The following is a 26,099-nucleotide window of genomic DNA, read 5'->3' on the forward strand; positions in this document are numbered from 1 at the left end:
ATAGGGTTTTTATAAAATTGGTTGGTTAGACGCTTTTAAAAACAAGATACTTGTTTAATATAAATCCTAGTCCCGCGGAAAAAATAATGGTAACTAGTCCCGTAAGATAAAAATCTGCTGATAATTCTTTTAACAAGGTAATCACACTAATATTGATAAGGTATAAGAAAGCATAGACGCCAATAAATTTAAAAATCAGTAAGCGGTTAGAATTGTTAAACACAAGTCTGCCAATGGTTTGAAAGTTAAATAAAACGCCAAGAACAGTGGCTAAAAACAATGCCTTAGCATATTGCAATCCTAGAAAAATGAAAATCGCATAGAGCAAATAGCTAAATACGGTGTTTAAAATACCTACAAAAATATATCTTATAATCTGTTTTCTTGAGTTCATCTTTTTTAATTAACAAGGTTATCGTTTAAGGTTTTTGCATGCCATGCTTGAGTTAGCTTTATTGCATCGATCAACTTGATAGGAGGTGCTAATGGGAGTTCAGTACGAGCTCGCGTAGTATCGGGCACATAGCGCTCGGTCATACCCTGTTCTGATTTAGGTAGCATGACATTAACCTGTATCGAATTTCCAAAGGCACTTGCTACAAGGTGAGCCACATCAATGAGGCTATAGTCTTCATCAGAGCCTACATTATAAGGATAAGCTGTCTCACCTTTAAAAAGAATAGTCCATAGCCAAATAGCTAAATCGGCAGTATATAAATAAGAACGAAATGGTGTGCCATCCCCTTTAATTTGGATAGTCTCACCGCGTAAGCCATTGCGGATAAAATTACCAATTGCAAAATGGCCATCTAAAGGCAGATAAGGTCCAACGAAAGCAAAACAACGAGCGATTTTGACATCTAATTCATATTGTCTCGCATATAAATAAGCGAAGTGCTCAGCGGCACATTTACCTACAGCGTAGGTTGATTTGGTGTCAGTTAAATAAGAGAGACTGGGGTAAGATTCGGGTATATGGGTGACGTCCGCGGGTTGCTTTCCATACACAGCACCAGAGCTGACTAATAAAAATTTTTTAGCTTTACAATGCCTAGCAAACTCCAATGTGTGTTTGGTGCCTTGCACAATGCTATCAAAAACGGTTAGAGGCGCTTCTTTGATTAATTTGGCATTGGTGTCGGTGGCTGCATGAATAATATGCGAGAAGTAACCTGAAGGATAAGTGAAATTTCTCACGTCACCTTCGCAAAAATTGAGAGACGGCTGACAATACAAGTAGGGATACTTGTTGGCAAAATTATCAATGTTCCTCGTTAGTACAAAAACTTCAGCGTTGAGGTCAAGCCTTTTATTAATCCAAAGAAAGCTTTCAAGTAACCAACAACCAAAAAAACCTGTTCCACCTGTAATAAAAATACGTTGATTGCGTAATTCTTCCCATAAGGGAGCGGTTTGATTAAGAATATAATCTAAATCATTGGCTAAAGGATTTTTCATGTTATTGAGAAAAATTAATTCGTTCTTTTTCAACGACTAAAGGTCGCTTGATTACACGTGTATGAATAGACGCGATGTATTCGCCAAGTAAGCCAATAAAAAAGAGTTGTATGGATGAGAAAAAGAATAAGCCAATCAAAATCGGGGCTATCCCCAGGTTAAAACTATTCCAGAAAAGTAATTTTAAAATAAAAAAAATGCACGACATAATAAAGCTAAGTAATGATAGAGAAAATCCGGCCATGGTCGCTAATCGTAGGGGAAGTTTGGAGTGGCTGGTAATTCCTAACATTGCCATGTCGTATAACGAATAAAAATTATTTTTAGTTACTCCGCGGGCTCGACGTGGTTGGTTGTAAGGAACCTCAGCAATTTCAAGCCCTATCTCAGCGATTAATCCACGAAAGTAAGGATAGGGATCTTTGTAAGTGCGTAAAATATCAACGACTTCTTTGTCATACAGCCCAAAACCTGTAAAGTTTTTTATAAGTTTTACATCAGCAATTCGCGTGACGAAATTATAGTAAGCTCTACGAATGGTGAACATGAGTTTAGATTCCTGACTTTCAGGCTTAACCCCCACCACCATCTTGTACCCTTGTTCCCATTTTTTGATGAATTCTTTGATCATCGCTGGAGGATCTTGGAGATCAGCCACAATCAGAATAGTTGCATCGCCGTTTGTTTCGAGTATGGCATGATAAGGGGAGCGAATGTGGCCAAAGTTCCGTGCATTAACAATGATTTTTGTATGGGGATCTTGCTCGGCAATTGTTCTTAAAATGGCTACTGTATTATCGGTTGAAGCATTGTCTATGAAGATGTGTTCATAACGATAATTGGGAATTTCTGCAAATATTGCTTTGACTTGTTTATGGATTTCCTCAACATTTACTTCCTCATTATAGCAAGGTGTAACAACACTGATTAATTTCATAAAATTCCCAATTAGTTAATCTTCAATAACCACGGATAGGCGATTAGAGTTATCTGTGGTAACAGCTCACTCCCCTTGCTCCTACACTCCGCAGAGGAGTAAGAAGCTGGATGTGAGTTTCTATTATTTATTAGCTGACGGTTAGCCTACCACTTCTTTTCCAGCATGTGCTTTAGCAAACAGCTCAATCGATTGATGGATATGGTTAACCATCTCAGGGGTTAATCCGTGATGGCAACCCAATAAAATACCACCGCGCATTACTTGATCAGCGTTAGGATAACCGTTGGCTGATTCACGGCGTTGAATCTTACTAAAGCCAGGTTGCCGTAAAATATTACCTGTAAAGACAGTTCTGGTTTGAATGTTGCGCTTCTCTAAGAAAATTTGCAGCTCTTTTCGAGAAAAAGGTGCGCTGTCTTTAATCGTTAGAGGAAAAGCCAACCAGCCAGTTCTTGAGTTGGGTAATTGTTTAGGCAAAATAAACCAATCGTTGTATTGACTAAAAAATTGAAGGTGTTGTTCAAAAGCTTGTTCGCGCGCAGAAATATTTTGCGGCAATTTGCTGAGTTGAACGAGACCAAACGCAGCGCCCATTTCTGAAGGCTCAAGATTATAACCTAAAGCTTCGAACACAAATTTTGCGTCGTAATCAATACCATCGACTTGAATGTTAAAGCGATTTTCAATGGCTTCTGACTCTACAAATAAAGAGGAGCTTCTCCCCCAACTGCGTAATAATTTCGCTCGAGAGGCAAAGCGATCTTCATTCACACACAACATACCCCCGTTGCCTGCACAATTGACAACATGTGAACCGTAAAAGCTCGTGGTACTGATATCGCTGAAACGGCCTACAGATAACTCATCAATCGTTGCGCCCAAAGTATCTGCTGAATCCTCAATTACAATCAAATTATGTTTATCTGCAATTTCTCTTAACATTTTCCAATTGGGAAGATTTCCTAGCAGATTAGGCACCATCAATGCCCGCGTTTTAGGCGTGATCATGGCTTCTACTTGGTTTGCATCAATATTGAAAGTACCTTTTTCAACGTCAATGAACACAGGGATTAACCCATTTCTGATTAAGGGTGCAACGGTGGTTGAAAAAGTCAACACCGGAGTAATTACTTCAGAACCGGCAGGCAATTCTGCTATTTCAACAGCTAAATAATTCGCTGAAGAGCCGGAATTAACCATAATGCCGTGCTTTTTCTTAAATAAAGTCGCGACTTTGTCTTCCATTTCACGCACATGCTTGCCCATTTGAGTTGACGTGCGCAATACAGAGACTACTGCTTCAATTTCTTCTTCACCGTGTACTGTCTTTCCATAAGGTACATGAATAAATTGCTGAGTTCCCATTTATTATTCTCTCTTAAAATAAAATAATTATTTTCCGCATAATCACCAAGTTTTCCAAGGTGCTTTACCGGATGCCCATAATTCTTCGAGATAGTTTTTGTCGCGGAGTGTATCCATAGGATGCCAAAAACCGTCATGTTGAAAAGCAGATAATTGTCCCTCTGCTGCTAAGCGCTCCAGAGGATCTTTTTCCCAAATCGTATCGTCATCTTGAATGTAATCGAAAACTTTAGGGGATAAAACAAAAAAGCCGCCATTAATCCAGCCCCCATCGCCCTGAGGTTTTTCTTTAAAGCCAGTAATTCTTTCATTATCCATCATCAGAGAACCGAACCGGCCAGGTGGTTGAATCGCAGTTAACGTGGCTAATCTTTTTTGTCTTTGATGAAAACTAAGCAATTGACTGATATTGACGTCAGAAACTCCGTCCCCATAAGTAAGACAAAAATCCTCATTGCCTACATGATTAGCAATTCGCTTTATGCGGCCGCCAGTCATGGTTTTTTCACCCGTTTCTACCAAAGTAATTAACCACGGCTCGGCGTTATTTTGATGAATTTCCATTTTATTGTTAGTGATGTCTAAAGTGACATCAGACATGTGCAAGAAATAGTTGGCAAAATACTCTTTAATGACGTAGCCTTTGTAGCCTAAACAAATGATAAAATTGTGGATATTATGGGCAGAATACAATTTCATGATATGCCATAAAATGGGTTTTCCACCGATATCAATCATAGGTTTCGGGCGTAGCGATGTTTCCTCGCTTATTCTAGTGCCTAAGCCGCCTGCTAAAATCACCGCCTTCATAAAAACTCCTTAATATGCTTCGAAACTTAAACGCCTCAAGGTATCTCGTGCTCAAGCTTTATTGCTTTTTCATCGTTAAGTCGTCTCGTGCTTCGTCTTAAACTCACAGCCATAAGATTAGCGAATAATGTTATTCGGTCTCGACTGCTAATGCTATCCCATGGATAGATTTTTGTGATGGTTGGGATTATACTGATTTTCGGCGATATTTCACCTAATTGTATTATTACTGGTATAAAAATTTTCGAGTTATTTTAAACTTAACCTTTTTGTGGGTTTCGCCGAGAGCTTGTACAGTATAAATCAAACGATTATTATAGGAATCCTTTACCGAGTTACTTAATAAAAGCAAGTTAATTGTCTGAAATTCGGTGAATTTCTTAACGATAACTCAATCATTACGGATTATCATGCCCATCGCTTTAGATACGATAGAAAAAGCAATTCCAAAGCAAAAATCGGTTTCTTTTTCCCCTGAAATTGAGTCCCTAAGAGGCGTTGCCTCACTCGCGGTGGTCATGGGGCATCTCTATTTATTTCTTTTTATGCCCATGCTTGGTTTCTCTGTGGAAACCTCGCATGATAGCATGCTCAATTTGCTCGTCGCCGGTATTTTTGACCCGCAACCGGCGGTTTTGCTTTTTTTCACGATTAGCGGATTGGTTCTAGGGCGACAACTGCGAAAAGAGCCGATAGGTGATTTTTTCTCGTTTTTCGCTTTTCTTTGCCGTCGTGCTTTTAGGCTAATCCCGCTGATGTGGGCAACTACAATTCTCGCTTTTTTCCTTTGGAATTCAATGAATAAGCTTGATCCGTCGATTTTACGGTCCACTTTACTGCTTAATGATATAGGCATTAATGTTCCATTATGGTCATTAAAAGTCGAATTGTATTGCAGTATTATTTTTCCAGTGATTTTTTTATTGTTTGAGTTCGGGGGAAAACTCATCAATTTTTTCCTTTTTTCGCTATTGACCCTGTTAAGCTTTTATTGGCAGGATCCCATTTATATTCAGTTTTTAGTTTTTTTCCATGCAGGTTTGTTAGTGGATCGAGTGGCTTCAAAAGCTGCTCATTTTATTCCCGCGCGGTTAGGCACTTTACTGCTCTGTTTAGCAGTTACGATATTGTTATTGGCTCCCGAGTTTTGCTTCGGTAAACGAAATTGGGCGCATGGAAATTGGCAATCGTGGGTTATTCCTGAAATAGTAGCTTGTCCATTTATTTTGCTATTTGTCGTCTCTCAACCACGCTCATACTTCAATGCTTTTTTAAGACTTGCTCCAGTTAGGTATTTGGGCAAAATCTCGTTCAGTATTTATTTAATCCATTTTCCCGTATTTTTATACATGAAAACCTATTATCCTTTTACTGGAACCCTTTTTAATTCCCTCGGTTTTTTAATTGGCTACTTAATAGTCGTTGTCACTCTTTCAAGTGCCACCTTTCGGTGGATTGAAATTCCTTCAAATGAGCTGGGTAAAAAGTTAAGTTCTTACATCTTAAGGGCAAGACGCCCTGCTTTCTTAACTGAGTAAAGCTGTGGTAAACATCGTAAAAACACTTAACATAGGTAGCCTGGGGTGCAGGTCCGCAGGACCGAAACCCGGGTTTCACTTCGTTTCACCCAGGCTACATTACTGAGTAAAAGCGTGTAGATGGTAGCTTTGGGACGTGCCACAGCGCAAGCAGCCCCAGACGGGGCTCTAGTGAAGATGGCTAACGTTATCTATTGCGGTACTTTTATTAAATTTCTTCCCCAGCCAAACAAAGTTTGCGCAAATTGTTTCGATATTTTTCTATTCCAATACAGCGTCGACCACAGGGACAGAAGGAAAAGAGAAGAAACAAATTTGCCGGGATTTTGGTCTCTAGTAATTTTCGCCTCAGTCGCCACATGAGCATAATTAAATAACCAGCGTTCTGGTACCTGGCCAAATTTCTTTTTAAACATATCATTAATTTCGCGGTGTACCTTGACTTTAGCACCAAGCGTTTTGGTTTCCGCATAAAGTCGAGAGCCTGCCAGCTTTTTTCCCAGGTAAGCAAAACGAACATTCGCTTTACCTAACCGTAACCAATACTCATAATCCATGCAGTAATGGAGTGATTCGTCAAGTAAACCGTGCTGTTCCACCACTCTGCGTCGAAAAAAAAGAGCAGGTTGGCAGATAAAGCAAGTTTGCTTGAGGCGTTCAAAATCCCACGACTCAGTGGGATAAGATTCAAACGGTTCATCATGGATATCAATATGATCCGCTTTACCATAAACCACATCAATTTCAGGATGGGCCTCGAAAACTTTGAGAACAGATTCAATTGCACCTGGGTAATAAATATCATCTGAATTAAGCCAGCCGATAATTTCACCATCTGTAGCAAGAATGCCTTTATTTACTGCATCAGCCTGCCCCTTGTCTTTCGCTGAAACCCAGCTTTTTAGAGAAGTGGCGGATTTAAGAATTTCTTGTGTATTATCGGTACTGCCACCATCAAATACCACATGTTCAATTTCGCCTCCGGTTTGATTTGCCACACTTAAGAGGGTGCGCTCAATGAATTGTCCTTGATTATAAGAAGGGGTAATAATACTTATTTTCATGCTGATTTTTTCCCCGTTATGAGTTGAACGGAACCGCCATCACGTATTACTCGACATCGTCGAACGACTAATGAAAGTTCGCGACGATCACTATTACTATATCCCGTTTTTGCAGGAATAAAGGTTGGCTTCATTTTAATTTCGAGACATCCACCATCGGCGGATAAAGGCAAAGTTAACAATGCCTTTTCGCCACGACGAACTTCAAGAGGAGCTGCCTGCATTTTTCCATCGCGAAGGGCGCGAACTACAATTTTAGATTGGGGTGTCCAGTCGGGGACAAACAGTTCCATTTCCAACATTTGCTTGTTGGTGCTCGGGGCTACCTGCACATTCATTTGCGAGCCAACCCAGCCATCTTCATAGGCTCCAGTTAACTGATCTTGTTGCTCATTCTCTCTTAAAGCATACTGAAAAAGATACCAATATTCTTGAGCCATACGAGAAGAATCTTCAAATAATTTTGCGCGTTCTTTACCAGCATCGATAAGTCTCTTACACAGTTTTTTATCATTTTGTAAAGAGATGATTGCTTCGGCAATCTGAGTAGGAATACGCGGGTTGAAAAGTATTGCAGCCTCACCTACTACTTCGGGGAGAGAAGTGAGATTACTGCAAGCAACTGGAATACCGGCTGCCATTGCCTCAACGACCGGTAGTCCGAAACCTTCGTAAAGAGAGGGGAAGATGACGCCACTGGCATTTGCCATTAACATCGCTAACTCAGCGTCAGTAAGATAACCAGGAAAGACAATCCGCTCGCCTAGTCCCATCATATGCGCGGCGTCAGTCAAAGAAGACAATCGAGCACTCCCAGCCCCAGTACAGACTAATTTAACATCTGAGGCTAATCCATTTTTACTGGCAATCCCAAAAGCGGTGAGTAGCATTTCATGGTTTTTATGTTTCCAGAAATTGGCTGGATAAAGTAAGTATTGCTTCGGTGTTAAGTCAAGGAGAGTTAAAATACTTTTATCTTGGTCCTCTTCTGGCAAAATGCGATGAGCCATTTGCAAATAAATGGTTCTTATTTTTTCCGGCTTAAGGTTTCCATGAACAATTGCAGATTGACGAGAATATTCAGAAATTGCTGTCAACATGGAGGCTCTGCGACAAGCTTCCTTGAAAGTATGCTCTCGGTGAGCGACATCTTCGGGAGCAAAAAACTCAGGATAAGTTTTATACTGCAAATCATAAAGTGTGCAAACGGTTGGAATGCCAAGCTCATAATAGGTGGGGGCAGTAAATGGACAAAAGAGTAAATCGACATTGAGTCCTTGTAATAAAAAAGGCGTTTTTCTTCGTTTGAGAAAGACACTGAGGCGATAGCCTAAATAGGATAATTTTCGAGGCTTATAAGGAAGTCTACGCGCGACAGCAACAAGCAAATGGTATAAAAACGAGTCCTTCACCGGTGCATTAAGAACCATTTTACATTTTATATTATGGCTTTCCATCAGCGTCAGCTCATCATGCGAGGCGGCTTGAGTGAGCAATATGAATTGGGTGTTAGGAACCAAATCCGCTAACTGCTTTATTAACTCCAGAACGAAAATTTTTGCTCCCCCATTTTCTCCTCCTGGAAGTATAGGAGTCAAATCGATAGCAACAGTTTTAAGAGAGGGGTTGGGTTTAGGCGGTTGATCATTTAAAGTCTTTTTTAGATCCATAAGTTCTGGCCATTTAACAAAGCGAGTGAATAGGCGAAAGGGACGTCTAGACAATAAAGTATTCAAATTAGTTTTATAGAAACTCAAATTATTTTCAAAGTGGTTATTTTTTTCGTTATATACCTGAAGTTGATTCCTTTGTTCAATATTATCGGATTCTAACTGTTTTACCATGGTTGTGAGCACTTGAATTTGTTCCCAGCGTGCTGCTCTATCCCCTTCAGAGACCTCAAGCTGACGAGTTAATTGCAGTTCTCGCTCGTGTAAATCGAGCAAGCTTACAACAAATCTGCTTTTAGGGTTGTTGAGTAATAACGGTTCAATTTTTTCAGTGGAATTATGCTCAAATGAAGTTCGGCTAACCGCAAAAAACATATCATAATGAGCAAATATCGCAGGTTCAAATTGAATAAAAGGCATATTAAGCTGTTGGAAAAACTTAGATATTGAACTTTCGGTAAATAGATAGATGTGTTCATCTGGCTTAAGGAGTGGTAAAAATGCTCCGTTATTGTCAATGAGATCTTGATATTTGATTTCTTCTCTAAATTGGGGCGTTTGAATAAGCAGGATGCCGTCAGGTTTTAGCAAACTGACGCAGTGCGTAATCGTTGCTATTGGATTTGGCAAGTGCTCCAGAACATCCATTAGAACGATGGCATCAAAATTTTCTGTAAAATTCAGATCTTCCAAAGGACCAATCGATACAGGAATGTCAAAGATATTGCTGCCATAATTAACCACCCAGGGACTCAATTCGACTCCTGAAGCATCATAGCCTGTTTGTCGTAGCAAGGCGACAAAACTCCCGTGGCTGCAACCCAATTCTAAAACTTTGGCCGGAGGTAATTTATACTTCAGCAGGGTCTTTAACCAGTGCAGATTGCGTTCACTCAAATCGGAACGAGAGCGTGTATAAATATCAGCATTTCCTAAATCTTGAGTCTGGTGATTTAGCCAGTATTGTTTACCATAAAAATCAGTTTCATCATTTTTCACTAGAAGGGTTTCATCAGTAAGACGACTCTGTAAAACTAAGGTTTTACACACATCACAGACGGCATAATCCTGATTAAAAAAAGAGAAGGAAGTACTATCACACCAGCATTTACGCAATTTTAATCTCCTTTGGATTGGATAAAATATCCTTCGTAAAAGTTATTTGCCTAAAATAAGTGACATCAGCTCTAATCTGCGATGTCGATTTACTTCCCCGAGCCACTGTGTGCGAGGATTGATTTTGCTGGAGATACTTTATTTTTTAGCTCTCTTCGCTTAGGTGCTGCCAATGCCTCTTCATAAAGCTCCAATAATAGTGCTGCGCTTTGTTCCCAGCTAAATTTATTAGCCTGTTCTTGAGCCACTAAACTTAATCTTTCTCTTTCAGAACGATTGGATGCTAAACGCAGCATGGCCTGCGCCCAATCCTCGGTATTTTCGGCGGGAAGTAATATGGTGGCTTGTCCTGCTATTTCAGGCATGGAGGTAGACAGAGAGTTTAGAGTGGGCGCTCCGAACTGCATGCCTTCGAGAATGGGTAAACCAAAGCCTTCGAACAACGAACAATATAGATTCGCATAGCAATTTTGGTAAAGCCAGATTAACTCTTCATCCGAAACATACCCCGTAAAAATAACGTGAGATTCAATGTCCAACTCATGAAGATACTTCTTGAAATCATCCATTAGCCACCCTTCTCCTCCTGCAAAAACAAGCGGCATTGGCTCTCCGTTAAGTGCAAGATAACGGGCATAAGCTTTAGCTAAACAACGCTGATTTTTTCTTGGTTCAATAGTGCCTACATTTAACCAAAATTTTTCTGCAACACAATTTTTAAGTGCCTTGGGTCGTTTACCTTCGTGTTGACCGTTGGTAAAGCGAGAGCAAGGGTAGATAACACGAATGCGATCTTCTGGGAAATGCGGAAATATACTTAAATAGTGATCTCTTGACGCTTTGGAAATAGCGACAACCCAGTCAGCAGCAAGCGAAGAGTTAAAAACCCCACTAAAACAGCCTAGACGGTTCGCTTCAGTAGACCAGTTTGGATTTACGACGAAACCCATATCGTAAAAGGTATAAATAAGACGGCTGGATTTGAATTGAGTGGGACACCAAAAATTATTGGAATGTACAATATCGGGTGATCCTAAAGTGTTTTCGATATCTTGTTTAGACCAAAACGCGGAGGCCATTTCACGAGTTAAATGCCGAGGGCCATAATGGCCTTTTTTATAAGGATTTTGAATAGGCATTAACGCATCAAAGAAAAAATCGCCAAAACTTGGGTAAAGTGAGTACCGGTGTTCTGGAGCAATTTCTAGCATCGCTTGTATCATTGCATGAGCAAAGAAACCACAGCCTGCTTTACCACTCCCTGTCTGAGAAATATCAAAGCCAATATGCATTTTATTCGTGGGCATGAAATCCTATCCTTAAAAGTCTTCCTTTTAATTGTTTAATAACCAAACTCATTGCGCAGTAATTAAGTTCTCGTTGTGATGAGAACGAAATAGTATAACAGATGGGATAAAAAATCTCATCGCCGTTATCTTTGTCGATAGTATCGCGAATGAAAAAATCAAAACAATAGCTAATTGACTTTTTTAAACGAAAAAAGTACTCTGGCGAGCATTGTAATAGAATAGAGCAGCAAGGACGGCGCCGGTTCTGGTTTTAGTTGAGGCATTCTTCGATTATTAACAAGCTAACCTACCTGACGTGCTCTAGTTCGTTTCCATTTTTATCGCAACTGTGAGAGCCGCTTAGATGGGCTTATTGAGAGGCACCGTATGCGTAGCGCTTTAATAACAGGTATTACTGGGCAAGATGGTTATTTTCTAGCCGAGCTATTGCTTAATAAAGGATATCAGGTATTCGGATTTGCGCGTAATCTGAAAGCAGTGAGTTCCGCCCAATTACCCAATAGCGTGCAAATGTTTTTCGGTGATATTTCGGAGGAAGCGGATGTTGCTAAAGCTATTCAGCAAATAAAGCCCGATGAGATTTATAATCTTGCTTCACAATCCAGGCCCGGGGAGTCATGGGCACATGCTGCAAAAACGCTCTGCGTTAATAGTTTGGGAGCAATTCGTTTATTTGAAGCAGTAAGAACGGTTTGTCCAACAGCGAAAGTGTACCATGCTTCTTCATCCGAGATGTTTGGTCAGACACCTATCTCGCCGCAAAATGAAGAAACACCTTTTAATCCTACAAACCCTTACGCTGCGTCAAAAGTCTATTCTCATCAAATGGTTCGCATCTATCGCGAAAGCTATGGACTGTTTATTACCAGCGGCATTTTGTTCAATCATGAAAGCGAGCTTCGTCCTTTGCATTTTGTGACCCAAAAGGTGGCTTACGGTGCTGCTTGTGCTGCGCTAGGCATTATGGATTCACCTGATCGCAACGAGAGAGGGTTACCCATCGTTTCTCAAGGAAAATTGGCTTTAGGTAATTTTGAAATAGCCAGGGATTGGGGATATGCTCCCGACTATGTCCAAGCAATGTGGTTAATGTTACAGCAAGATGAGCCTACCGATTTCGTGATTGGTACAGGGCAACTTCATACATTAAGAGAATTATGTGAAGTTGCTTACCATTACGTGGGCAAAAATTGGCGTAACCATGTGATTAGCGATCCCGCATTGGTTCGACCTTTGGAAACCACTCAGACGGTGGCAGATCCTTCAAAAGCTCAAAAGCTTTTGGGTTGGAAACCCTCAGTCAATTTTGAAGAAATGATCCAGAGAATGGTGCAGATGCAAATTAAGCAGCTGTCTAAGGCTTTGAGTCTTAAATCAGTCGTTGCTAACGCGCCCTAATAATTTGCTTGGGATTTATTTGTCAAAATTTTCAAGGAAACCGCTCAAAATGTTTATGTTTCGCACCTTATACGCGGAATCAGTGTTGAACTTTATTCAAGATCGCATGGATGTGTGCATAAGCAAGTCACGTGGATAAATTGCAGGCTTCTAGTATTTAAAGTGAGAGGCAATGAGTGCTTGTCGAAGTTTATTTGCGTTTTCGCGCCGCGATAAAGAGACCAAGCTCATAGAGTAAGCAAAGGGGCACAGCGAGCATGATTTGTGATAATACGTCAGGTGGGGTGAGGAGCATTCCCACAACAAATGCAGCGACGATGAAATAGGGTCTAATTTTTTTTAAAACCGATAAATCTACCCATCCCAAAGTCACCAAAGTCAAGCAAAGAAGAGGTACTTGGAAGCAAAGACCAAAGAGCAGCAACATGCGGGTAATAAAATCTAAAGCCTCAGCCATATCAGGCAAGAGCCTAACGCCGGCGGGAACCGCTTTGGCAAAAAATTGAAACATATAAGGCAAAATGAAATAAAAGCAAAATAAAACACCACAACAAAATAGCAGTAAACTTGTGATAATAACCTTGCGAAGAGTATGGCGCTCATTCTTATAAAGCCCTGGAGCAGCAAAGCGCCAGAGTTGCAATAAAGCAAATGGCGCACAACCGAGCATCGCTGCATCTGCGGCGAGTTTAATCGGTATAAACACTGGGGAAGTAATCTGTATAGCAATTAAAGAATCTGGATGGGGTAACGCGCTCAACAAAGGTTTTACTAGTGTATGAAATAAATTATTAGCATAGAAAAAAAAGAATAAGAAGAGAGTGAAAAAAAGCAAGAGTACATGCAGAGCGCGTCTGCGAAGTTCTAGCAAATGACTTAACATATCCGTTTTACTCTTAGGGAAATCGATAAAATCAGCGTAGTGTGAAATGATGCTGGATAGAATTGTACCCGAATAATTAGCGAATTAAGAGAGGTGATGGCATTCTTGCTTCAGTTCTATAAGACCATAGTGGACGCCTCTCGAGATATTTTAGGCTTCTTAATTACTATTAAGCATGCACACCATACCTCTAAATCTGGCTCCTAACTGTTAGTGTTAGCTGAGCAAGAATTGCCATCTATGTATTTAAAATAAGCTATTCTTTGCGAGATAGCAATGCTGTAATTGTTAATTTTGAGAAAATCCCTATTTCTTTACAAGAAACTTAATGAGCAAGCGTATTTTTCTTTAAGATAAATAGTATAATCCTGGGTTTTAGAGAATGGGACGTTAGAACTCATTAGCGTTCAATTTTTTATAATTAAAATGGCTATTACAAAACACTCTCCTACATCCAGTGACACTCCGCTGATTCTCCTTGTTGAGGATAATCCTGTTGCTTTACGTTTTGTGGAGTCGATCGTTTCGCAAGCGGGATGCCGTTTTCTATCAGCAATGGATGGTGAGCGGGCTTTAGCATTAGTAAAAACTGTTATGTTTGATTTGATTATCACAGACCTAGGTCTGCCAGGCATTTCTGGAATTGAATTAACCTATTTGATTCGCGAGTGGGAAAAATCCTTAGAAAAATCGCCAATACCCATTATTGGTTTAACCGCTCATACGCTCCAGGACTCTGAGGGAAAATGCCTGCAGGCTGGAATGAGTAAAGTTATTCATAAACCTCTTTACTTGCATCAAATGCGCGAGTTGATAAGTCAATACATTCATAAAGTTGGTCAGTAATAAAAAATTATATTAATAAGATGGAATTTTTCCGCTAAAAGCCTCCATTTTTAAGCAAAAATAGTCGCCAAAATGCTATAAATAGTCGCAAAGCGTCAGTTTTCGGCGCTAAAATGGATTGCTTTTCTCAAATAAGAGGTATAATCGTTATAAAGTTACTGTATTTCCTCAATTAGGGTACACTTTCTGGTAAAAAGAGGTATAATTCTGGCGTGTTTTTTAGGTGAAATCAAAGTGAGTCATCGTCCCCGTAAACGCTTTGGGCAGAATTTTCTGCAGGACAAACATATTATTAATAATATTCTTAATGTTTTGCACCTGCAAAAAGATGACAAAGTCATAGAAATTGGCCCGGGTTTAGGTGCTTTAACTCAACCTTTGCTTAAATACATAGAAAAGTTGACGGCAATTGAGATTGATACGGATTTGCAGGAGCATCTTAGATCATTGCCTGGTGCTGGCAGTAAGTTGCATCTGATTGCAGCGGATGCGTTAACCATTGATTATAGTCAATGGGGACCCCACCTCCGAGTCGTTGGTAATTTGCCTTACAATATTTCTACGCCTTTATTATTTCACCTGCTTGGTTATGCCTCGTTCATAGAGGACATGCATTTTATGTTACAGAAGGAGGTTGTTGCTCGTTTGGCTGCTCAACCGGGTACGAAAGTTTATGGACGATTAACGGTCATGGTGCAATATCACTGTAAGGTTGAATCGTTATTTGATGTACCGCCAGAAGCTTTTCATCCTGTGCCAAAGGTTGATTCGGCCATAGTGCGTTTAATTCCATATCAGGTATCGCCTTATCCAGTAGTGGATATTAATGCACTTGGGCAATTAGTAGCAAAGGCATTTGCAATGCGGCGTAAAACCCTTGCGAATAATTTGAAGCCATTGCTAAGTGCAGCACAATTACGCGGTTTAGACATAGACCCTCTTGCTCGCCCAGAGCAAATCGCAGTAATGGACTATGTGCGAATAGCAAAATTAATCGCTAATTAGTGTAAAATTAATACAGTATACTTGGTGGAGGTTGATTTTGTTTCATCATTATGGAAAAAGAGTAAAATCGTCGCAAACTAAGTCATTAAAGGACTTAACTCGCATCGTCAACGCATCACTTTTGTTGGGTGATGAAAAACGTACTGCTTTATTGCGGCAAATTAAAGAATCATGTGCATTGGAAGAGGCTCGTTTTGATAGCTTATGTCTTAGTCTAGTACACAATTTAGCCAATCATTGTCAAAACTTGCCCGAAACTTCGACGAGCTATTACTCTCAGCCGGGTGGTTTAATCGATCATGCGCTTAACCGCACTGAAGCGGCACTGAATTTATTTCAAAATTTTCTCATTCAGGATAGCCCAGATGGGTTATCAGAAGAGCAAAAATTGTGGCAATATGCGCTTTTTTCAGCCGCAATTCTCCAGGGGATTGGGAAGTTATGTATCGAGTTTACTATCGATTTACACGATAATAATGGTCAATTTTTAAAGCAGTGGAATCCCTTATTGGAAAGCCTAGTCGGCGTGGGTAACTATTATAGCTACGAGTTTCAAAAAGAAGCGGATGAGGAGTTTCGTCGCCGTCTCAATTTGTTAATCGCCCGATTTTTAATGCCGGCAAGTGGCTTTGCATGGATAGCTTCCAACCTGGAGGTGTTAGCTGTCTGGCTTGCATTGCTTAATGAAGACACCGAAGGTTCGGGGACGTTAGGGGCCATCTTAGTCCGCGCTGACGCTGTCGCTATCCAGCGCTATTTAAATCAGTTTGCTTTAAAAGGGGGATACGGTTCAGGTAAAGGAGGACGGTATGGCAGAATGAGCACATTTACCGATCGAGCCCCTGAATCCATTGCTGAGAAAGAACAACAGATAGGCATTGAGTTTATCCAGTGGCTAACCAAGTCACTGGAATCCGGGGTGATTATGATTAACAAAGCCCCTTTATTTGTGGTTCCAGGTGGATTGCTGATTTGTGCGGAGATGTGGGAGATGTTCATGAGGAGTAACCCTCAATATAATTCCATACAAGCCATTCGTAATGGATTTTTATCTTTGAGTATGCATCAGGTGGGTGCAGAGGGTAATGTCACTTCTCGCTTCGAGCAAACTTCCACGCAACAAATCGTAACGGGTATTGTTTTAAAAGAATATGGGGTGGTTCTTCCTAATGAAGTTCAGTTGCACAATGTTAATACGGGTAAGGTAACCACCGTTACAGCAATGGAACTCATTTATCAAGGGCATGCTAACAGTAGTCATTTTACTGCGCAGCCAGCCACCTATGTGGCTACTCCGATACCGCTCCTCTCCTCATCCGGACAATGGGTTGCAGAAACCACTCCTGCACCACAGGCATCCCATCGTCCTGGGGCATTAACCCGTGCCTGATTATGCTATTGGCGATGTACAGGGTTGTTATGACCCTTTACAACGCCTGCTGGATCGAATTCATTTCAACGAAAAGGAAGATCGTTTATGGTTTGTGGGTGATTTAGTCAATCGGGGACCACAATCACTTGCTGTCCTACGATTTGTAAAAAATTTACCCATTCAGCCTGTCGTCACTTTGGGTAATCATGACTTGCATTTGTTAGCCAGATTATTGACAAAGGAACCAATAAAAAAAAATCAGGATGATACGCTGCATGAAGTGTTAGAAGCAAAGGATAGCGAGGAATTGGGACATTGGCTACGTAAGCAATCCATTCTCCACCATGATCCTGCGCTCAACGTAGTGATGTGCCATGCTGGCATTGCACCCGCTTGGGATCTTAATGTAGCAAAAGCATGCGCACGGGAATTGGAAAATGCCTTAGCCGGCGACAATTTCGGCGATTTTTTAATGAATATGTATGGAAACGAGCCAAGCCATTGGTCAGAAGAATTAACGGGGATACCTAGACTCCGAGTGATTACCAACTACTTCACGCGCATGCGGTTTTGTGACAATCAAGGAAATTTAGTGTTGTCTTACAAAGGAACCCTTGCTAACGCACCTAAAAATCTAATTCCTTGGTATGAAGTGCCTAATCGAAAACCGATTAATGCTGATATTGTTTTTGGTCATTGGGCTGCTTTAGCCGGGCATTCGCCCGATCCTACCATTTTTGCAATTGATACAGGCTGCTTATGGGGTGGGCGATTAACTGCTTTACGATTACACGATAGGCAGCGCATTTCCGTACCGGGATTGAGTGGTTAATTTCAAGTTGTCCAAAATATAGCATTTTAAAGTGTCTTGGGTATATACTCTCCTCACCACGTTGTCCTCGTGGATCATATTGGAGATTTTTATGAAGTTAGCCCATTTTGCTCTTTTATCTGTGATATTCACTGGAAGTGTAGTAGCCCAAGATATAAAAATCGTGGGAACGATTACACAGCCAGTCAAGATTCCTCCCTCTTCCGAAAAACACATTGCACCCCGAGGAGCTGCTGATACGACTGGAAAAATCACTTTATTAAAAGTCGAACTTTCGGACAAAGCAAAGAATGCTTTTGCTACTAGAGCAAAAAATGCCCTGGCGCATACCAAGCAATTTGCAACGAACGCCTCTCATTCAGCGTATCCAGGAAAAGTAGAATTAGGAATGGGTGATGTTCCTGTCCTTAATCAAGGTATGCATGGGACTTGCGTAACCTTTGCAGTGACTGCAGCGATTGATGCCGTCCTCAATAAGGGTGACTATGTCAGCCAATTATGTTCACTACAGTTGGGTAATTACCTCGAAAAAAATGCTTATCTTCCTAGCGGTTGGGCGGGCTCTTGGGGCCGTTTTGTTCTAAGTCAGTTGGATACTTATGGAATAGTCAATAAAGAACACCAACAAACTGAAGGGTGTGGTGGATTAACCGCTTATCCTGTGAATGATATGGTTGGCATCGATGGACTCGTTAATATAGAAGACTACCATCAAATGAGCGAAAACATAGGCGAAAAAGTACTTTGGTCACCGATTTTGGACGTCTACCAGGCCATTTTGGACAGAGCTGATACCAATAAAACAGTTGATCAAGTTAAAGCCGCTTTAAATGCAGGCGATAGGGTTACTTTTGGCGTATTGTTACTCGACTTTGATTTAGGTTTTGCGGGCGCGGTAGGTAAAAATAAAGTCGAAGGAGATACTTGGGTATTGACCCCAGAAATCGCGAGAGACGCTTATTTGAAGCAAGAATTTGGTGGTCATGAAATGGTCATTACTGGCTACGATGATAATGCCGTTGCCATCGATGATCAAGGCCAAGAGCATCGTGGTTTATTTACTCTGCGTAATTCATGGGGTAAAAAAGTAGGTGATCATGGGGATTTTTACATGTCCTATGATTACTTCAAGTTGCTCGTGATCGAGGCCGCGCGTCTTCGTAATATTTCTGAGCCTGATAGTGCCGCAGGTTGAATTGAGTAGTTGGGGATCACCCCAACCTACTCGGCTGTGAGCCTGGGTGAAGCGCAGCGTAGCCCAGGATTTTACTCCAAGTCTTCCCGAATTACGCTGCGCTCCACCCAGGCTACGAATACTATTACCTGTCCTAAATATCCCTCTGTGTCACTCTGTTTGTAATCCTGAGATTAATGTACTCTTCTATAGTTCATGATTTTGAAAGCAGGCTATTCAATGAAAATTGTGATTAAAGTGGGAACGCAAAGTATCTTAGCCAATGATGGAACGCCTTTTGAGCCAACCATGCAGCATTTAGTGGAACAAATTGTGGCGCTGCAAAAAGCCGATCATCATGTTGTTTTAGTGAGTTCAGGCGCGGTGGGTTCAGGCCGAAAAGTAGCTCGTCAGTATTTAGGACGCCACTACGGGAGTTCGCTTGGAGAAAAACAAGTTTTAGCGGCTTTAGGGCAACATGAATTAATGAACATCTACACAATAATGTTCAAAAAGTATAATTTCCTTACCGCACAGCTGTTACTCACCAAACAAGATTTCCAGACGCGGCAACACTATTTAAACATTGCGAGATTGCTGCGTGAGATACTGGAACACAGAAACATTATTCCAATCATTAATGAAAATGACAGCGTGGCTATCGAAGAATTAATGTTTACCGATAATGATGAACTTGCAGGACTTATTGCTGCCCAAATGAATGCGGATAAATTAATAATTTTAAGTAATGTTGAAGGCGTATATACGGGTCATCCTACTTCACCTGGAGCGGAATTAATTCCTGTGATCAATCCCGAAAAAAACTGGCCTGAGGTTTCAACTATGAAAAGTACGCAAGGCAGGGGCGGTATGACTTCTAAACTCGGGACCGCGCGTAAAATGTCGAGCTTAGGCATCACAACCCACATCACCAGTATCAACCAACCTTCTGCTGTCATGCGAATCATTACCCAAGAACAATTGGGTACGGTCATTCTGCCAAGCAAGAAAAAATCAAATATCAAACGATGGATTGCCTATAATAGTGAAAAGCAAACGGGATCCATTTCAGTCAATTCTGGATTATTTAAAATTCTAAAAGAAAATAAACGAGTCATTAGTATATTGCCTATTGGTATAGAAAATTATAAGGGTAATTTTAAGAAAGGAGATTTAGTCGAAATTCTAGCACCTGAAGGTCAAAAAATAGGTGTGGGACTTGCTAAATACGATGCCAATAAACTCAGTGAATATTTGGGGCGAAAAGATATGCCGGAATTTATCCACTATGATCATTTGCATCTTTTTTAGGAGAACTCAGTGTTTAATGAAGACGAAATAATTCATCAGTTACACGATATTAAAGCCGCAAGTTACCATTTAATGGTTTTAGATGAGGAAACACGAACGAACGTTTTACTGAGTCTTGCGGCGCACTTGCGTCAATATTCACCAAAAATAATAAACGAAAATAAAAAAGATTTAGCATTAATGGCTAGGGAAGATCCGAGGTATGATCGCCTCTTATTGTCAGAAGAAAGAATTCTAGCGATGGCTGCGGATGTTGAAGCGATAGCTGCCCTACCCCAACCGCTTGATAGAATGCTTGAAGATAAACGAATGGCAAATGGGCTGCGCATTCAACGCGTTTCGGTGCCACTTGGAGTAATCGCTGTTATCTATGAATCAAGGCCCAATGTCACAATTGACGTTTTTGCTTTGTGCTTTAAAACCGGTAATGCTTGCGTTTTAAAGGGAGGAAAAGAGGCTCAGCACAGCAATGCAATTTTAGTTTCTCTCATTAATGAGAGTCTACGAGGGCAAGATGTCGATAACCATTCTGTTTACTTATTGCCTTCTGATCGCCGAGCACTCAATGTTCTTTTGAGTGCACGAAATTTAATTGACGTATGCATCCCTAGAGGGAGTCAAGCATTGATTAATTTTGTTCGTGAAAATGCCAAAATTCCCGTAATCGAAACGGGTGCAGGAATAGTCCATACGTATTTTGATGTGAGTGGCAGTGTGGAAAAAGGGCGTTTAGTGATTGATAATGCAAAAACTAGGCGAGTGAGCGTCTGCAATGCGTTGGATACACTCATCATCCATGAAAAACGTCTGGCGGATTTACCTCGCTTAGTGGATTTGCTCGCCGAAAAAAAAGTGGAAATTTTCGCTGATGAATTAAGTTATGAAGCGCTCAAAGCGTTTTACCCAAAGCCTTTACTTCAAAAAGCCAATAGTAAAGATTTCGGCCAAGAATTTCTTTCTTATAAAATGTCGATAAAAACCGTTTCTTCGGTGGAGGAAGCAGTCTGTCATATCATGCAATACACTTCTGGTCATAGTGAAGCAATCATTGCTGAAGATCAAAAAGCAATGACTTATTTTTTAACTCATGTGGATGCAGCTGCGGTTTATGTCAATGCGTCAACAGCCTTCACCGATGGTGGGCAATTTGGTATGGGTGCTGAAATTGGGATTAGCACGCAGAAATTACATGCTCGGGGCCCAATGGCTTTGGCTGCGTTAACTAGTTATAAATGGATTATCTTAGGCGACGGCCATACTAGGGAATAAGCATGGTTAACATTATTCTAAGTAATCAAAAAAGCAATTCTACTTACAAAACTGCAGTTCTTAATCTTTCTACTGGCCAATGTGTAATCAATAATAAAAAAGAAATTGCGATAAACGAGTTAATGCAATTCGATTTTATCCATCCTTTGCTTACCGAACCATCGCTTCATTCATCGACCAATTTATATCAATACAGCTATAACAATTTTGCTGAGTTATTATTAGCACCAAGACTTATTTATGCAACACTTATTCATGCAAAAGATCCACTGAATTGCCAATTTGATATCTTTCCTTCTCCTTCTTTTTTCAGGCTAAAAGCCATTTATAAATTATCATTTTCTCTCGATTATCGTAAGCCGGCAAAGGAAGAAATTACCATTAACCAATTAAATGACATTGTGAGTGATTTTTCTAAATTTCAATTCCAATTTCAGGATAAATTTATTGTTAAAGCACAACTTTCTTTCAGCGATTTACCCAATCAAATTGAGGGAGATTTACTCTATAAGACAGATGAAGTGATAAGGGAATTACTTGATCTCGCCGATCAGGTTGAGCCATTGGAGCTACGTTATATTAATCATTTTATTGGATTTGGTGTCTATGCCCGTCAAGCGATTAATAAAGATGAGTTTGTGTTATTTTATTGTGGAATGAAAAACATAGAGCCTAAGGCAATGCATTATTATTTTCACCCTAAAACAGATGCATTGAATATGGGAGTGGATGCGAGAGAATATGGAAATATGGCTAGATTTATCAATCATGCTCCTAGCAGCGACGAGGAATCCACTACCGCTGCAAATCTTATTGCAATTGGCTACAACGTTTTAGGGGTGGAAGTAATAGCACTTTTCGCTTCAAGAGATATTAAAAAAGGAGAGCAGTTATTATTTGATTACAGCAAAAAATATTTTCGCCAAATGAAGCTTCTCAAATTCAATGAAAAAGGTAACGTGGTTAATTCTGATAATAAAGAATTGCATGACAGCAATGATCAACGCATAGCGATGCTCAGAGTATTTGCGCGTCATGGTGTGAAACACGCCCTGTTCAAATTAGTCAATCGTTTCATTATTATTGCGCTGATCATTATTGTATTGGGATTGTTTTTGAACTATAGCCAATTATTTAACTAGCCTTTAATACAAACTAGCGGCTCTAATCGCGCTACTTTTCTTGCTAAATCCGCATCATGAGCAGCATTGACAACACTATTAACATCTTTATAGGCTTCGGGCGCTTCTTCAGCAACCCCCCGATAGGATCCACTGCGAATTAATATACCTCGCTGTGCTAATTGTTCAATGATTTGTTTACCACTCCATTTTTTAGTAGCTTGATGACGACTCATCGCCCGTCCGGCTCCATGACACGCAGAACTGAAGGAGTTCTTCTCAGCCGCTTTTGTTCCCACCAAAACATAGGAGGCTGTACCCATACTGCCACCTATAATAACCGGCTGGCCAATTTTGCCATAGTCTTTGGGTAAACTGGGATGGCCGGGCCCGAAGGCGCGTGTGGCCCCTTTACGGTGGACAAACAAGCGGGTCTTTCTACCATTTAGGTCATGCCATTCTTCTTTGCAGATATTGTGTGAAACATCGTAAACGAGTTTAATCTTTGTACCTGGCATAATATCTTGAAAGGTTTCACGCATAAAATGGGTAATAATTTCACGATTAGCGAGTGCACAATTAGCTCCAGCGCGCATAGCACCTAAATAATTCTCGCCAAGGGGTGATTTTATGGGAGCGCAAGCTAATTCCCGGTCGGCTAACTTAATTTCCTGTCGCTCAGCGAATAGAGTCATCGAGCGCAAATAATCCGTGCCTATTTGATGGCCTAGACCCCGAGAGCCACAGTGAATACTGACAACAATGCTTCCTTTAGTGAGACCAAATGCAGCGGCTGCCTCTGGATAATAGATCTCGGTCACTTCTTGGATTTCGAGGTAGTGATTTCCTGAACCTAAAGTACCCATTTCTGCTTTTTGGCGTTCTTTAGCATGTTCAGACACTTTCTCAGGCAATGCCCCTTCGAGGCAGCCCTTGCTTTCGATATATTCTAAATCTTCAGGTTCCCCATAGCCTTGTTTTACCGCCCATTTAGCGCCACCTTCTAACATGGCATTCATTGTTTTTGCGTTTAAGCGAATATGGCTTTTGCTGCCAACACCCGCAGGAATTTGAGCAAATAGGGCATCAGCTAATTCTTCTTTGAAAGGTTCGAATTCACTACGATCAAGTCCTGTCGTGAGCAAGCGAACACCGCAAAGAATATCAAATCCAACTCCTCCTGCTGAAACAATACCGCCTTGCTCTGGATCAAAAGCAGCCACGCCGCCAATAGGAAAACCGTAGCCCCAATGAGCATCGGGCATCGCTAAAGCACCTTTGACGATACCAGGCAATTTCGCCACATTCCTTAATTGCTCATAGACTTTTTCGTCCATTTCACTCAGTAAGGCTTCAGAAGCAAAAATAATTCCAGGAACTCTCATTGATTGATGAGGAGAAATTCGCCATTCATATTCGGTTACTTTTTCAAATAAATTCAGATCCATATTATCTAATCCTCATACATCCACAATGCACTGCGCTATCCATGTATCGTTTTCTTGATAAACTTTTAATTCGGCATAAGTTGCCCCCTTGGGGTCTACTGCAGGTTGATGCCGATGACGATTTATTTTTTCCCCTTTAATAATTGCTTCTAATTTAAGGTTTTTGATACGTACATGAAATTCAGAAAATAACATACCTAATGTATCCATCTTATAAATAATAGCATTTAGCCAATCTGTAAATAGAATTTCACGATCAGGTGCGGCGCACGAAATGGCAATTTTTTCAGTAGCATGAACGATATTACTGTCAGTGACTGCGTTAGTTAAAGCAAGAGCGCCCATTTCAAAAGCGCTTTCAAGAGTAGGACCAATGCCTCTTACACCGACATCAGCCTCATGAATAAAATGTTCCCATTTTCTTGTTGCCATTAAAGATCACCTTTGTGCTTAATCATGAATTAATCCTGTACTATTCTTTTAAAAAGAGCTGTCGCTATTTAAGGAGAATTGATAGTGAGTAAAAAATCAGATAATTCCATGTTAACTGAAATTTTTTACGATAGAAAATCGGCGGAAAAGGCATATCAAGATGCCATTAGTCGTGGATATAAAGTAAAAGAAATTAATGTACTGATGTCTGAACACACACGGAAAAAATATTATGGGACTTCCAGCCATCAAATATTTTCCGACAATTTAATTGAGGATGCCGCGATTGGTGGCTCTTTAGGAGGAGTAATCGGAGGAACAATCGGTGCGATTGCAGGGTTAGGCGCGACAACCCTATTGCCTGGTTTGGGGGTGGTTGTTGGAGGACCAATTATCGCGGCACTTGCCGGCGCAGGAGCTGGCGGTATTTCGGGTGGACTTTTTGGAGCAATGGTGGGCTGGGGCTTCACTGAAGAGCAAGCCAAAATGTATGAAAAGGGAATTAAATCAGGAGGAATTGTGTTGGGGGTTAGTAAAAAAAATAAGAATTTTGTGCAACTGGAAGCTGATTGGAGAGGTAGTGAAGGCAAGGAGAAAAAGCAAAGGTAGAGAGCGACAAATCGCCTCGCTTATCTTATTCCTTCCATCCTGCGGCTTGTCGGCAGACAAGCCGTAAACGTAGACAAAGAGCCATGTAGGAAAATTGAGTCATCGACAGACTCTAATGATCGTAACATATTTCTTTATTATTCCGCGGGCTTAACCGCAAAAAACACACCGTAACAAACCCTACCTTGCTCAAAAGCTTCCTGCATCAGTTTTATCTGCTTTGCAAAACGAAATCCACGCCAGCCTCCTATTCTTAATATTTTTAAAAAGTGATAAGCACTCAGAAGCGATAAGCCTATGTTCCAACTTTGTTTAACAAAAGGTGACCAGTCTTCAGCCGTTTCCACAATAAAATTTTGATGATTCAATAATTGCTGATAATGATTGATTGTGGGCATGTAAGGAAGATCAAAGGCAAGGCATAAATTTTGATATTTTTTGGCGTATTCTCCTGCGTACTCTTCTTCGCTTGAACACCAAGTTGCCAGGAGTAACTTTCCTCCTGGTTTCAGCACACGAAAGGCTTCTTGGATAAATAAATTTTTATCGAAAAATTGCTCACAGCTTTCTAATGACCACACGATGTCAAAAGAGTTATTTTCGATACTTTTCAGCTCCAGAGCATCTTCGACTTTAAAAGTGACAGTGTTAATATTTTGTTCTTGAGCTTGCTGAAAAGCAATGGCCACTTGTTTAGAACTAAGGGTAATGCCAGTAACAATGGCCTGATAATTTTGAGCCAAGTAGAGGCTGCTGCCACCCATACCACAGCCTACATCTAGGATTTTATTGTTTCGAGCTATTTTGAGCTTATCAGCTAATTTTTTTATTAATTTTTCTTGTGCTTCATTTGGGGTAATCACTTGGGAATCTTCATAATACCCATGATGAATATGAGGTCCCCAAACCAAGCGCCAGCCCTCCGATAATTGATCCCAAAAATTTGCAATTTTACGCGTTATTTTCTCACGATGGAGAATGAAAGGCTGGTCGGTTCTGATAGGCATAATCCTTATCCTGTTTTTGATTGTTTTTATTAATGTTCTTCGCTAAGGATACAAGCCAAATTTAAGTAAGTCTATCGTCTTTTTTGCATTTAATTTTGCATTTTTATCAGTTTGAAAATAA

Annotated in this window: 23 protein-coding genes; 11 read left to right on the forward strand and 12 right to left on the reverse strand. The window is 40.6% G+C overall.

Features of this window, described 5'->3' with window-relative positions; all coding sequences use genetic code 11:
* Positions 1-25: 25 nt before the first annotated feature.
* The 5 genes from B5D33_RS06520 to rfbF form a co-directional block, all read right to left on the reverse strand.
* Positions 26-394: a GtrA family protein gene (locus tag B5D33_RS06520; protein ID WP_058453692.1), complete on the reverse strand. Its 369-nt coding sequence runs from the start codon at positions 392-394 to the stop codon at positions 26-28.
* Between the two features lie 5 nt (positions 395-399).
* Entirely contained in the window at positions 400-1,458 is a 1,059-nt protein-coding gene (locus tag B5D33_RS06525; protein ID WP_058453693.1) for an NAD-dependent epimerase/dehydratase family protein, read from the reverse strand.
* 1 nt (position 1,459) lies between these two features.
* Positions 1,460-2,395, reverse strand: coding sequence for a glycosyltransferase family 2 protein (locus tag B5D33_RS06530; protein ID WP_058453694.1), 936 nt, complete (start codon positions 2,393-2,395; stop codon positions 1,460-1,462).
* A 141-nt stretch (positions 2,396-2,536) separates the two neighbouring features.
* Positions 2,537-3,763, reverse strand: a complete 1,227-nt coding sequence (locus tag B5D33_RS06535; protein WP_202972398.1) for a DegT/DnrJ/EryC1/StrS family aminotransferase — start codon at positions 3,761-3,763, stop codon at positions 2,537-2,539.
* Positions 3,764-3,805: 42 nt separating this feature from the next.
* Entirely contained in the window at positions 3,806-4,573 is a 768-nt protein-coding gene (rfbF, locus tag B5D33_RS06540) for a glucose-1-phosphate cytidylyltransferase (protein WP_058453695.1), read from the reverse strand.
* Between the two features lie 410 nt (positions 4,574-4,983).
* Between rfbF and B5D33_RS06545 the strand changes: the two genes are divergently transcribed.
* On the forward strand, positions 4,984-6,111 hold the full coding sequence (locus B5D33_RS06545; RefSeq protein WP_058453696.1) for an acyltransferase family protein: 1,128 nt from the start codon (positions 4,984-4,986) through the stop codon (positions 6,109-6,111).
* A gap of 191 nt (positions 6,112-6,302) precedes the next feature.
* On the opposite strand, the gene B5D33_RS06550 is transcribed toward B5D33_RS06545, so the two are convergent.
* The 3 genes from B5D33_RS06550 to B5D33_RS06560 all read right to left on the reverse strand — a co-directional run bounded on the left by B5D33_RS06550 (position 6,303) and on the right by B5D33_RS06560 (position 11,268).
* Positions 6,303-7,175, reverse strand: a complete 873-nt coding sequence (locus B5D33_RS06550) for a glycosyltransferase family 2 protein (RefSeq protein WP_058453697.1) — start codon at positions 7,173-7,175, stop codon at positions 6,303-6,305.
* Positions 7,172-9,961: a glycosyltransferase gene (locus B5D33_RS06555; RefSeq protein WP_078767364.1), complete on the reverse strand. Its 2,790-nt coding sequence runs from the start codon at positions 9,959-9,961 to the stop codon at positions 7,172-7,174. The genes B5D33_RS06550 and B5D33_RS06555 overlap by 4 nt, the downstream gene beginning before the upstream one ends.
* 89 nt (positions 9,962-10,050) lie before the next feature.
* Positions 10,051-11,268, reverse strand: a complete 1,218-nt coding sequence (locus tag B5D33_RS06560; RefSeq protein ID WP_202972399.1) for a glycosyltransferase family 4 protein — start codon at positions 11,266-11,268, stop codon at positions 10,051-10,053.
* A gap of 369 nt (positions 11,269-11,637) precedes the next feature.
* On the opposite strand from B5D33_RS06560, the gene B5D33_RS06565 reads away from it, so the two are divergent.
* Entirely contained in the window at positions 11,638-12,669 is a 1,032-nt protein-coding gene (locus B5D33_RS06565) for a GDP-mannose 4,6-dehydratase (RefSeq protein WP_058453698.1), read from the forward strand.
* 190 nt (positions 12,670-12,859) lie between these two features.
* Here the strand turns inward: B5D33_RS06565 and tatC are convergent, their stop codons facing one another.
* A complete protein-coding gene (tatC, locus tag B5D33_RS06570) occupies positions 12,860-13,552 on the reverse strand; it encodes a twin-arginine translocase subunit TatC (RefSeq protein ID WP_058453699.1) in 693 nt (230 codons plus the stop codon).
* Positions 13,553-13,978: 426 nt separating this feature from the next.
* On the opposite strand from tatC, the gene B5D33_RS06575 reads away from it, so the two are divergent.
* The 8 genes from B5D33_RS06575 to B5D33_RS06610 all read left to right on the forward strand — a co-directional run bounded on the left by B5D33_RS06575 (position 13,979) and on the right by B5D33_RS06610 (position 22,503).
* Positions 13,979-14,398 carry a response regulator gene (locus B5D33_RS06575; RefSeq protein WP_058453700.1) on the forward strand — a complete coding sequence of 140 codons (420 nt, stop codon included), beginning with the start codon at positions 13,979-13,981 and terminating at the stop codon, positions 14,396-14,398.
* 234 nt (positions 14,399-14,632) lie between these two features.
* Positions 14,633-15,403 (forward strand): 16S rRNA (adenine(1518)-N(6)/adenine(1519)-N(6))-dimethyltransferase RsmA, encoded by a 771-nt coding sequence (gene rsmA, locus B5D33_RS06580; protein ID WP_058453701.1) that lies wholly within the window; start codon positions 14,633-14,635, stop codon positions 15,401-15,403.
* A gap of 37 nt (positions 15,404-15,440) precedes the next feature.
* Positions 15,441-16,793 carry a TraI domain-containing protein gene (locus tag B5D33_RS06585; RefSeq protein WP_058453702.1) on the forward strand — a complete coding sequence of 451 codons (1,353 nt, stop codon included), beginning with the start codon at positions 15,441-15,443 and terminating at the stop codon, positions 16,791-16,793.
* Positions 16,786-17,607, forward strand: coding sequence for a symmetrical bis(5'-nucleosyl)-tetraphosphatase (locus B5D33_RS06590; RefSeq protein ID WP_058453703.1), 822 nt, complete (start codon positions 16,786-16,788; stop codon positions 17,605-17,607). Before B5D33_RS06585 ends, B5D33_RS06590 begins: the two co-directional genes overlap by 8 nt.
* Before the next feature lie 91 nt (positions 17,608-17,698).
* Positions 17,699-18,802 (forward strand): C1 family peptidase, encoded by a 1,104-nt coding sequence (locus B5D33_RS06595; protein ID WP_058453704.1) that lies wholly within the window; start codon positions 17,699-17,701, stop codon positions 18,800-18,802.
* 219 nt (positions 18,803-19,021) lie between these two features.
* Positions 19,022-20,092 (forward strand): glutamate 5-kinase, encoded by a 1,071-nt coding sequence (gene proB / locus B5D33_RS06600; RefSeq protein WP_058453705.1) that lies wholly within the window; start codon positions 19,022-19,024, stop codon positions 20,090-20,092.
* Positions 20,093-20,101: 9 nt separating this feature from the next.
* Positions 20,102-21,361, forward strand: coding sequence for a glutamate-5-semialdehyde dehydrogenase (locus tag B5D33_RS06605; protein ID WP_078767365.1), 1,260 nt, complete (start codon positions 20,102-20,104; stop codon positions 21,359-21,361).
* A gap of 2 nt (positions 21,362-21,363) precedes the next feature.
* Positions 21,364-22,503 (forward strand): SET domain-containing protein-lysine N-methyltransferase, encoded by a 1,140-nt coding sequence (locus B5D33_RS06610; RefSeq protein WP_058453706.1) that lies wholly within the window; start codon positions 21,364-21,366, stop codon positions 22,501-22,503.
* Here the strand turns inward: B5D33_RS06610 and B5D33_RS06615 are convergent.
* Complete coding sequence (locus B5D33_RS06615) at positions 22,500-23,930, reverse strand: RtcB family protein (protein WP_058453707.1); 1,431 nt, start codon at positions 23,928-23,930, stop codon at positions 22,500-22,502. The two genes, B5D33_RS06610 and B5D33_RS06615, sit on opposite strands and share 4 nt — an antisense overlap.
* Positions 23,931-23,942: 12 nt before the next feature.
* A complete protein-coding gene (locus B5D33_RS06620; RefSeq protein WP_058453708.1) occupies positions 23,943-24,362 on the reverse strand; it encodes an archease in 420 nt (139 codons plus the stop codon).
* A gap of 84 nt (positions 24,363-24,446) precedes the next feature.
* Here B5D33_RS06620 and B5D33_RS06625 point away from each other — a divergent pair, with 84 nt between their 5' ends.
* Complete coding sequence (locus tag B5D33_RS06625; protein WP_176119740.1) at positions 24,447-24,971, forward strand: hypothetical protein; 525 nt, start codon at positions 24,447-24,449, stop codon at positions 24,969-24,971.
* A gap of 137 nt (positions 24,972-25,108) precedes the next feature.
* Here the strand turns inward: B5D33_RS06625 and B5D33_RS06630 are convergent, their stop codons facing one another.
* Positions 25,109-25,978 (reverse strand): methyltransferase domain-containing protein, encoded by an 870-nt coding sequence (locus tag B5D33_RS06630; RefSeq protein WP_058453709.1) that lies wholly within the window; start codon positions 25,976-25,978, stop codon positions 25,109-25,111.
* Positions 25,979-26,099 lie beyond the last annotated feature (121 nt).

The sequence above is a fragment of the Legionella maceachernii genome (assembly GCF_900167045.1).
GTDB lineage: Bacteria > Pseudomonadota > Gammaproteobacteria > Legionellales > Legionellaceae > Tatlockia > Tatlockia maceachernii.

Bases quoted from the DNA above. Each gene is read 5' to 3' on its own strand.
- proB (WP_058453705.1), top strand. From the start codon at position 19,022: ATGAAAATTGTGATTAAAGTGGGAACGCAAAGTATCTTAGCCAATGAT.
- B5D33_RS06530 (WP_058453694.1), bottom strand. From the start codon at position 2,395: ATGAAATTAATCAGTGTTGTTACACCTTGCTATAATGAGGAAGTAAAT.
- B5D33_RS06615 (WP_058453707.1), bottom strand. From the start codon at position 23,930: ATGGATCTGAATTTATTTGAAAAAGTAACCGAATATGAATGGCGAATT.
- B5D33_RS06560 (WP_202972399.1), bottom strand. From the start codon at position 11,268: ATGCCCACGAATAAAATGCATATTGGCTTTGATATTTCTCAGACAGGG.
- B5D33_RS06545 (WP_058453696.1), top strand. From the start codon at position 4,984: ATGCCCATCGCTTTAGATACGATAGAAAAAGCAATTCCAAAGCAAAAA.
- rfbF (WP_058453695.1), bottom strand. From the start codon at position 4,573: ATGAAGGCGGTGATTTTAGCAGGCGGCTTAGGCACTAGAATAAGCGAG.
- tatC (WP_058453699.1), bottom strand. From the start codon at position 13,552: ATGTTAAGTCATTTGCTAGAACTTCGCAGACGCGCTCTGCATGTACTC.
- B5D33_RS06595 (WP_058453704.1), top strand. From the start codon at position 17,699: ATGAAGTTAGCCCATTTTGCTCTTTTATCTGTGATATTCACTGGAAGT.
- B5D33_RS06610 (WP_058453706.1), top strand. From the start codon at position 21,364: ATGGTTAACATTATTCTAAGTAATCAAAAAAGCAATTCTACTTACAAA.
- B5D33_RS06520 (WP_058453692.1), bottom strand. From the start codon at position 394: ATGAACTCAAGAAAACAGATTATAAGATATATTTTTGTAGGTATTTTA.
- B5D33_RS06550 (WP_058453697.1), bottom strand. From the start codon at position 7,175: ATGAAAATAAGTATTATTACCCCTTCTTATAATCAAGGACAATTCATT.
- B5D33_RS06575 (WP_058453700.1), top strand. From the start codon at position 13,979: ATGGCTATTACAAAACACTCTCCTACATCCAGTGACACTCCGCTGATT.
- B5D33_RS06620 (WP_058453708.1), bottom strand. From the start codon at position 24,362: ATGGCAACAAGAAAATGGGAACATTTTATTCATGAGGCTGATGTCGGT.
- B5D33_RS06535 (WP_202972398.1), bottom strand. From the start codon at position 3,763: ATGGGAACTCAGCAATTTATTCATGTACCTTATGGAAAGACAGTACAC.
- B5D33_RS06630 (WP_058453709.1), bottom strand. From the start codon at position 25,978: ATGCCTATCAGAACCGACCAGCCTTTCATTCTCCATCGTGAGAAAATA.
- B5D33_RS06525 (WP_058453693.1), bottom strand. From the start codon at position 1,458: ATGAAAAATCCTTTAGCCAATGATTTAGATTATATTCTTAATCAAACC.
- B5D33_RS06565 (WP_058453698.1), top strand. From the start codon at position 11,638: ATGCGTAGCGCTTTAATAACAGGTATTACTGGGCAAGATGGTTATTTT.